Consider the following 6,887-nt stretch of genomic DNA (forward strand, 5'->3'; position numbering starts at 1 on the left):
GTCGGTTCGGGTGGTGGTGCCGGGCAGCGGCGCTGCTGCCGGCTGTGAATCTTGTCGGCTATGAAGCTGCGGCGAGGGTGGCCAGCCGCGAGATGGCGAGCTGGGCGTAGAGCGCGGCTCCATCAGCCAGCACGCCGTCGTCGAACGTCGCGTAGGGGGAGTGGTTGAACGGTGAGGCGGCATGGTCCGCCCCGGGAACGACTGCGCTGAGCCCGATAAAGGTTCCGGGGACCTCGGCCAGCACCCGGGAGAAGTCCTCGGAACCGCTGAGCGGGGTGGCCCACCGGGCCAGCCGGCGCTCGCCGAAGAGGTTGCCGATGACTTTCTCGGCGGTGTGCGTTTCGTCCTCGTTGGTGATGGTGAGCGGGTACTCCTGCAGGTAGTCGACGGCGACCTCCACCCCGTGTGCGGCGGCGATCCCCTTGAGCAGGCGCGGCACTGCCTCCATCATCTTCACGCGGGACGCTTCGGAGAACGTCCGGATGGTGGCCTCGATGCGGGCCGACTCCGGGATGACGTTCCGTTTGGTGCCGGCATGCAGCACGCCCACGGACAGGACCACGGGATCGAACATGTTGAACTGCCGGGTGACCATCACCTGCAGGGCGGTCACCATTTCCGCTGCCACCGTCACGGGGTCCTTGGCCGAGTGCGGTGCCGAACCGTGGCCGCCGGCGCCCAGCACGGTGACCTCCAGCCCGTCCGAGGCGCTGAGCATGACGCCCGGCTTGGTGCAGAACGTGCCGTGCGGCTCCAACGAGGAGAACACGTGCATGCCGTAGGCCGCCTGGACGCGGGGGCCGGCGGCGTCCAGGACACCTTCGCGGAGCATGTAGCTGGCGCCGTCGAAACCTTCCTCGCCCGGCTGGAACATGAGGACGACGTCGCCGGCCAGCTGGTGCTGCTTCTCGGCCAGGAGGGTGGCGGCTCCGGCCAGCATGGACGTGTGCAGGTCGTGGCCGCAGGCGTGCATGGCGCCCTCGGCCTGGGAGGTGAAGTCCACCCCGGTCTTCTCCTGGACGGGAAGGCCGTCCATGTCCGCACGGAGCAGGACCGCGGGCCGCTGTGCGGCGGGCTCCTGTGGACCTCCGTCTTCACCGCGGCCGGCTCCTCCGCGCAGCACCGCTGTCACCGACGTCGTGTCCTTGCCCAAGGTGATTTCGAAAGGGAGGCCGTCCAATGCCTTGAGGACCTTCTCCTGGGTCCGGGGAAGTTGGAGACCGATTTCCGGTTGCCGGTGCAGGTCGTGGCGCAGGCGGACCAGGTCTTCCTGCAGGTCCTTGGCATCGGTGGTAATCGTCATTCCAGCTCCTCGGCGTCGGTCAGTCCTTCTCGTCGACTATTCTGGAGTGGCGTGGTTCACATTCGCGTTCAGCGCAGGAAATATGCTGCACGAACGGGTTTTCCCCACGATTCATGCACTACGAAGAAGGCGATCCCATGGAGCTCAGCGAGGAGGATCTTGCCCTGATCCAGGTCCTGCAGACCTCACCGAGGTTGGGCTGGGCTGATGCGGCCAAAGTACTGGACGTTCACGCCACCACCCTCGCGGCCCGGTGGGAGCGGCTGAAATCCAGTGGTACCGCCTGGGTGACGGCCCACCTGGCGGGTGATCCGCAGCAGATGCTCCTGGCCTTCGTGGCCGTTGACTGCGAGATGAACCAGCGGGAAGCCGTGACCGCGCAGCTCACCGCCATTCCGGAGATCGTCACCGTCGAGGAAGCCGCGAGCCACCGGGACCTCATGCTTACGGTGATCACCAAAACACTTGAGGAGTTCAGCGAGAAGGTGGTGGCCCGGCTCAAGGCCATCGACGGGCTGACCAAGTACCAGACCGCGCTGTGCACCCGGCTGCACAGCAGCGGTGATGCCTGGCGGCTCAACATTCTCGACAAATCACAGCAGGCGACGCTGCGGACGCTCGGAAACCAGGCCGCGTCCGGCGGCAGCCCTGCGGCGGCCCAGCTTCCTGCCAGCCACCTGGATTTGCTTCCCTACCTGGCGCGGGACGGCAGGGCCACCGCAGCGGAGATTGCCCGCGGCCTGGGACGTCAGCCTGCCACGGTGCAGCGGCAGCTCAACCGGGTGCTGGGCAGCGGCATCCTGCTGTTCCGCTGCGAGGTGGCCCAGGGGCTGTCCTCCTACCCCGTGACCTGCCAGTGGTTCGCCAATGTGCCGGCAGGCCGGCACGAGGAAGCAGCGGCAGCCATCCGCACCATCAGTAACGTCAGGCTCAGTGCCTCCACCACCGGGCCCACGAACTTCGTGATCATCATGTGGCTGCATTCCCTGGCCGATGTCATGACGGCGGAACTGACGCTGCAGCAAAAGGTCCCCGGCATCGACCTGGTGGAGAGCGTGGTCATGCTCAGCACCGTCAAACGCGTGGGCTGGCTGCTGAACCGGGATACGACGGCGAGTGGCGCCGTCGTCCATGCCGGCGGCCTGGAGATGGCCGGCTGAGGCACGTCCCCGGCGGCCGGTGCGGGCGGCGGTGACAGAGGTGAGCCAGGGGCTTGGCCCCTGGCTCGGGTGCGGGTAGATCCCTAACGGTTCACTTAGCCCTAGCGGTGTACGTCAGCTACCGGGCTCTTTTCCCACCGGGTCCAGTCGGACCAGTGTCCCCTGTCGTCCCTCACGCGGAAGGAGACGATGTGGTAAACCTCTTCGCCACCCCTGCGGTCAAGGTTCGGCACCCGGTCAACGCTGTGGAGGGTCCTGGCGCCGTCGTGCCGGTTGAAGTGCTCGTAGAAGTAGGAGCCGCCCAGGAAGTCGTCGCTGTGACGCGGGCCGCGCTCGTCCTCATAGCGCAGCTGGCGGATCTGGACGGTCCGCTCGCCATAACAGTCGACCTTGATCTTGAAGTCGACTCTGTTGCCGCGCAGGTCGGTCGGCGCCAGGGGGTCCACGGTACAACCGCTTCTGTGGTTGTCGTTGGCCTGGGCCGGTGTGGCCACTGCCGCCGCGCCTCCAAGGAGGCCCAGCGTGAGAGCTGGAACCAGCGCCATTTTTGCCCTGATGGACCGGGTTTTGAGTGTTGGAGTGATTGACATTTTATTGCTCCTGGAAAGGATGCGTTTTCCCATTTGCGCAGGGTGCGAGTGTCCCTGCGAAGGCAGCGCTGAGCGCGCGACCGGGCAAGTCGCGATTGACCAGTGTGGCGGCCGCAGCCTGCCTGTCCCATTTCAAACAGCACGCCCGACTAAGCGGGGGGCTTGACTCCCCGGAGTTTGTGTTCCGGTCATTAAAGCGTGGACCCGAACACTGTCATATTCCATATGCCGAAGTACCTTTTTGGCTGGTTTTTACGGTCCGCTCAGGGAGCCGCTCAGGGTGACGCAGCTGCCAGGAATTTTCCATTGACTTCAGGTCCGGCAGGGTTACGGTAAGAGGTAACCAGCTGTCTGGCAAATGGGCATGCGCCGGGGGCAAAGGCGCATGCGGCGATAGGTCTCGATCTCCACAAAACCGCTTCATCGGTATCCAATACATGGCCCGCTCCACAGTGGGCTTCCATCCCCTGATCCACAGAATGTGTTCCGGTGACCGCTAATTTCATCAGAGCTCTGGCAGTGAAATCACTTGATCTTCCGGACCGGAAGCGCTGCCCGGACAAGGCCGAGTTCGACCTTGTCACCGTTGACGACTACACCGTGGCCCGCCTGATCCTCGCCCCTGGCTGGCGCTGGTCGGAATCCGCCAAGCCCGCAGAGCTGACGGCCTTCTGCGAGCATCACCACCTGGGGTACTGCATCTCAGGCCGGCTCGATATCGAAACGTCCGACGGCGGGTCCTCGTCAATCCACGCACACGATACCTACGCGCTCCCTCCCGGGCATGACGAGTGGGTGGTGGGCGACGAGCCGTTCGTCGCCGTCGAATTCCTTGGCGCTGCATCCTTCGGGCGGCCGCGAAGCTACGGCATGCATGCGCTGATGTAGGTCCGTCAGGTTCGAGCCGGGTTCACTCCTGCGCTGCGGGGGTTGCGTGCCTGCGGCGCACTTCCAGGGCGCCTGCTCCCACGAGTCCGATGCCCAGTGCCAGCGCCACGGTCGGTCCGCCTCCGCCGCCAGGCCCCAGGGTGGCTGCGAGGATCTGGCGGGCCAGGAGGCCCATCTCGCTGACGTCGCCCAAAGAGCCGCGAGTACCCAGCACGTAATTGATGCTGGTGAAGAGCGCAGGAACAAGCCACAGCAGCAGAAGGTTGGCAGCCCACACCAGAAGGCGTACGAATGGCCGCACCCCACACCAGGCAAGGGCCAGCCCCACCACAACGGCCGGAAGCCAGCGCCAGGCAAGCGTCAGGGGAATGGGAACACCTTGCGGGCCCGCCAAGTAGGTGGCAGCGGCGGCCAGCCAGGAAGCAGCCGGGACAGCCATCAGTCCGATTCCCAAGGCTGCCACAGGCTTGGAGCGTGCAGCCAGCATAAGCAAGGCCACTGCAGCCGCCGCGATGGCGGTCAGTGTGCCCGCCAGCAGCCCTGTGAAGTAGATGGTGGCCATCGAACCCCCAAGCAGGCCAGCACCCAGCACGGCGAACGCCTGCAGTACGGCGATGCCCTGGACAAGTGCCATACCTGCCACAGCGAAGCCCGATGCAAGTCCACGCCGGGCCGGCCTCCACACCCGCACAGCCAAGCCGGCCAGGGCACCACCCAGCGTCAGTAGCGCCACGATGGTGGTGGTTTGGTACTGGCTGAGGGGAAGGAACGCCACCGGCATCGCCTCCGGCAAAACCTCGGCCGCCCACAGGTTCTGCAAAGGCAACCGCGCCCCGGTAACCAGCCACGGGACCAACCCGAGGAGGGCGGACAGGATGCCCAACAGCAGGGCGATAGCTGCTTCTGCCGCAGCACCGCGGGCGGGCGTAGTGGCCGGGGCGGATGCAGCGTCCGGTGGGGGAAATTTCACGGCGGGCCTTTGATTGCGGATTCGCTTCCCACCGGCTGGTGGAAGAAAGCCAAGATCGATATTCTACATCGTCTGGATTAAAGCCTTCTCGGGGTGTGCCCGGACTGCCTCAGGCAGCCGTACCGCCCGCGCTGGTCGCGCTGCCCGCGGTGACGACGGTCGCCGCGGCGCCGGCATCCAGCCAAGTCTGCTTTCCCCTGCCCGTGTCCGGCTGCAATCCTGCGTTCGTTCAGCCAGGACTGCCATGGCCGTTTCCGGCCCTATTGAACAGCAGGGTTCCCCGCTATGCTCTGGGTGCATCGACTGCATACGAGATTTCGGGGTAAGGGAGTTCCATGAAACCGCTGCCTGCGCTTGAGCTAGTAACCCGCTTTGAGGACGCCGAATGGCTTGATCCAGTGGCCAAGAGCGTGCGGAAGGCAGTCAAGAAAATCATCCCGCCCGGCTGGATGCGCGACGTCCTGCACGGCGTCCCTGTGGGACACCCCGTGCACCCGCTGGCCGTTCAGGTCCCCATGGGCGCGTGGATATCGGCCGCAGTTCTCGACGCTGTTCCCGGGACCGAGCAGGCGGCAAAGATCCTGGTGGGTGTGGGCGCCCTGAGCGCCGTTCCGTCGGCCGTGGCCGGATTCACGGACTGGACGCAGTTGCATCCCCAGCAGCAGCGCGTGGGGCTGATCCATGCGGCAGCCAACATTGCGGCTACAACCCTGTACTCGGCATCGTTGGTCCAGCGCGCCAGGGGCAGCCACTCGAGCGGCAAGGTGCTGGGCTACCTGGGCCTCGCCGTGGTGAGCGGCGGAGGCTTCCTTGGCGGCCATCTGACGTACCGGCAGGCAGCCGGCGTGAACCACAGCGAAGAGATTCCGCACCGGTTCCCATCGGGGTGGCATGCCCTGGCGCCGCTTGCGGAATTGCCCGACGGAAAGCTCGACAAGCGCGTGGTCGCCGGGCTGAACCTGCTTGTCTTCCGCGAAGGGGACAGCGTCAGCGTGCTCTCCGACGTTTGCAGCCACCTCTCCGGCCCGCTGCACGAGGGCAAGCTGAAGAGCTCCAACCTTGCGGACGACGGCGGCCCCTGCGTCGTCTGCCCCTGGCACCGGAGCACGTTCTCCCTCCGGACCGGCGAAGTTGTTGCAGGTCCGGCCACAGCGAGACAGCCGCGGTTCGACACCCGCATCACCGATGGCATTGTGGAGGTCAGCCTTCCCGGAGCGGATGGGTAAGAACTGCCGACAAATCATGATTGCCGACGAACCACGCCCTTTTGTCAGGCCGTGGCTGCTGACGGGGCACGCAGCAATGCCTGACGGGCGACTAGTAGGTCCGCCTTGCGGCTGCCTCGATTCACGCGGCGAGGTAGGCCGTGAGGGCTTGTTCGAGCGGGCTTAGTTCTTCCGGTTGGTTGCCTGACGGCGCGCCCGATTCTCCGGTCGAGTCGGACCCGCCCACAGCGACAACGTCTCCGGCTGGTGCAGGGTCTCTCACTGGCCCAAGGTCTCCGGTCGCGCGGACGTCTCCGGTGGCGCGTGGCTCCCCGGCCGCGCCAGCGTCGCCGCCCGGCGTGAGGTCTCCGGTCACGCCAGAGTCTCCGGCCGCGCCAGTGTCTTCATTCAGCGCCCTCTCCTGTTCCAGTTCAGAGAGTGCGGGTGGCCAGTGGGGTGGTTGGGGGTCGGGGTGTTGGCCCGGGTAGTGGCGGCCTGTGGGTGAGGTCCAGCCGGGAGGTTCGGTCGCGGTGGCTGGTGTGGGGTTCCAGCCGCTGCTGTGTTTGAGGCGGTGATGTTTCGGGCAGAGCTGTGCCAGGTTACTGACCCCGGTTAACCCGTCGTGCTGCCAGGCGGTGAGGTGGTCGGTGTCGTTGTCCGTGCTGGGGTTGGTGCAGCCGGGGAACGTGCAGTGTCCATCACGCATCCTGATCCAGCGCTTCATAGCCTCCGACAACCGGTAGCTGGTCCGGCCGATCTCGAGCGGTGCGC

At 65.9% G+C, this 6,887-nt stretch carries 7 protein-coding genes; 3 read left to right on the forward strand and 4 right to left on the reverse strand.

Annotation, left to right across the window (positions count from 1 at the left end; genetic code table 11):
* Nucleotides 1–58: 58 nt before the first annotated feature.
* Complete coding sequence (locus AC1DBN_RS08855) at nt 59–1,303, reverse strand: M20 metallopeptidase family protein (protein ID WP_314215789.1); 1,245 nt, start codon at nt 1,301–1,303, stop codon at nt 59–61.
* Nucleotides 1,304–1,440: 137 nt separating this feature from the next.
* On the opposite strand from AC1DBN_RS08855, the gene AC1DBN_RS08860 reads away from it, so the two are divergent.
* Complete coding sequence (locus AC1DBN_RS08860) at nt 1,441–2,463, forward strand: Lrp/AsnC family transcriptional regulator (RefSeq protein ID WP_091724203.1); 1,023 nt, start codon at nt 1,441–1,443, stop codon at nt 2,461–2,463.
* A gap of 101 nt (nt 2,464–2,564) precedes the next feature.
* Here the strand turns inward: AC1DBN_RS08860 and AC1DBN_RS08865 are convergent, their stop codons facing one another.
* Nucleotides 2,565–3,053 carry a hypothetical protein gene (locus AC1DBN_RS08865; protein WP_091723368.1) on the reverse strand — a complete coding sequence of 163 codons (489 nt, stop codon included), beginning with the start codon at nt 3,051–3,053 and terminating at the stop codon, nt 2,565–2,567.
* Nucleotides 3,054–3,572: 519 nt separating this feature from the next.
* Here AC1DBN_RS08865 and AC1DBN_RS08870 point away from each other — a divergent pair.
* Nucleotides 3,573–3,941 carry a cupin domain-containing protein gene (locus AC1DBN_RS08870; protein ID WP_231994373.1) on the forward strand — a complete coding sequence of 123 codons (369 nt, stop codon included), beginning with the start codon at nt 3,573–3,575 and terminating at the stop codon, nt 3,939–3,941.
* Nucleotides 3,942–3,963: 22 nt separating this feature from the next.
* On the opposite strand, the gene AC1DBN_RS08875 is transcribed toward AC1DBN_RS08870, so the two are convergent.
* The gene (locus AC1DBN_RS08875; protein WP_091723365.1) at nt 3,964–4,911 is read right to left on the reverse strand and encodes a hypothetical protein; all 948 of its coding nucleotides are present in this window, start codon (nt 4,909–4,911) and stop codon (nt 3,964–3,966) included.
* A 335-nt stretch (nt 4,912–5,246) separates the two neighbouring features.
* Between AC1DBN_RS08875 and AC1DBN_RS08880 the strand changes: the two genes are divergently transcribed.
* Complete coding sequence (locus AC1DBN_RS08880) at nt 5,247–6,137, forward strand: Rieske (2Fe-2S) protein (RefSeq protein WP_091723363.1); 891 nt, start codon at nt 5,247–5,249, stop codon at nt 6,135–6,137.
* Between the two features lie 121 nt (nt 6,138–6,258).
* Here AC1DBN_RS08880 and AC1DBN_RS08885 read toward each other — a convergent pair.
* Nucleotides 6,259–6,887 (reverse strand): HNH endonuclease signature motif containing protein (locus AC1DBN_RS08885; RefSeq protein ID WP_477723030.1); only part of this gene is annotated, 629 nt, incomplete at its 5' end.

It is taken from the genome of Pseudarthrobacter sp. 10T415, assembly GCF_056394175.1.

Excerpts from the sequence above, each read along its gene's own strand:
- AC1DBN_RS08855 (WP_314215789.1), bottom strand. The coding sequence starts at position 1,303 with ATGACGATTACCACCGATGCCAAGGACCTGCAGGAAGACCTGGTCCGC.
- AC1DBN_RS08860 (WP_091724203.1), top strand. The coding sequence starts at position 1,441 with ATGGAGCTCAGCGAGGAGGATCTTGCCCTGATCCAGGTCCTGCAGACC.
- AC1DBN_RS08865 (WP_091723368.1), bottom strand. The coding sequence starts at position 3,053 with ATGTCAATCACTCCAACACTCAAAACCCGGTCCATCAGGGCAAAAATG.
- AC1DBN_RS08880 (WP_091723363.1), top strand. The coding sequence starts at position 5,247 with ATGAAACCGCTGCCTGCGCTTGAGCTAGTAACCCGCTTTGAGGACGCC.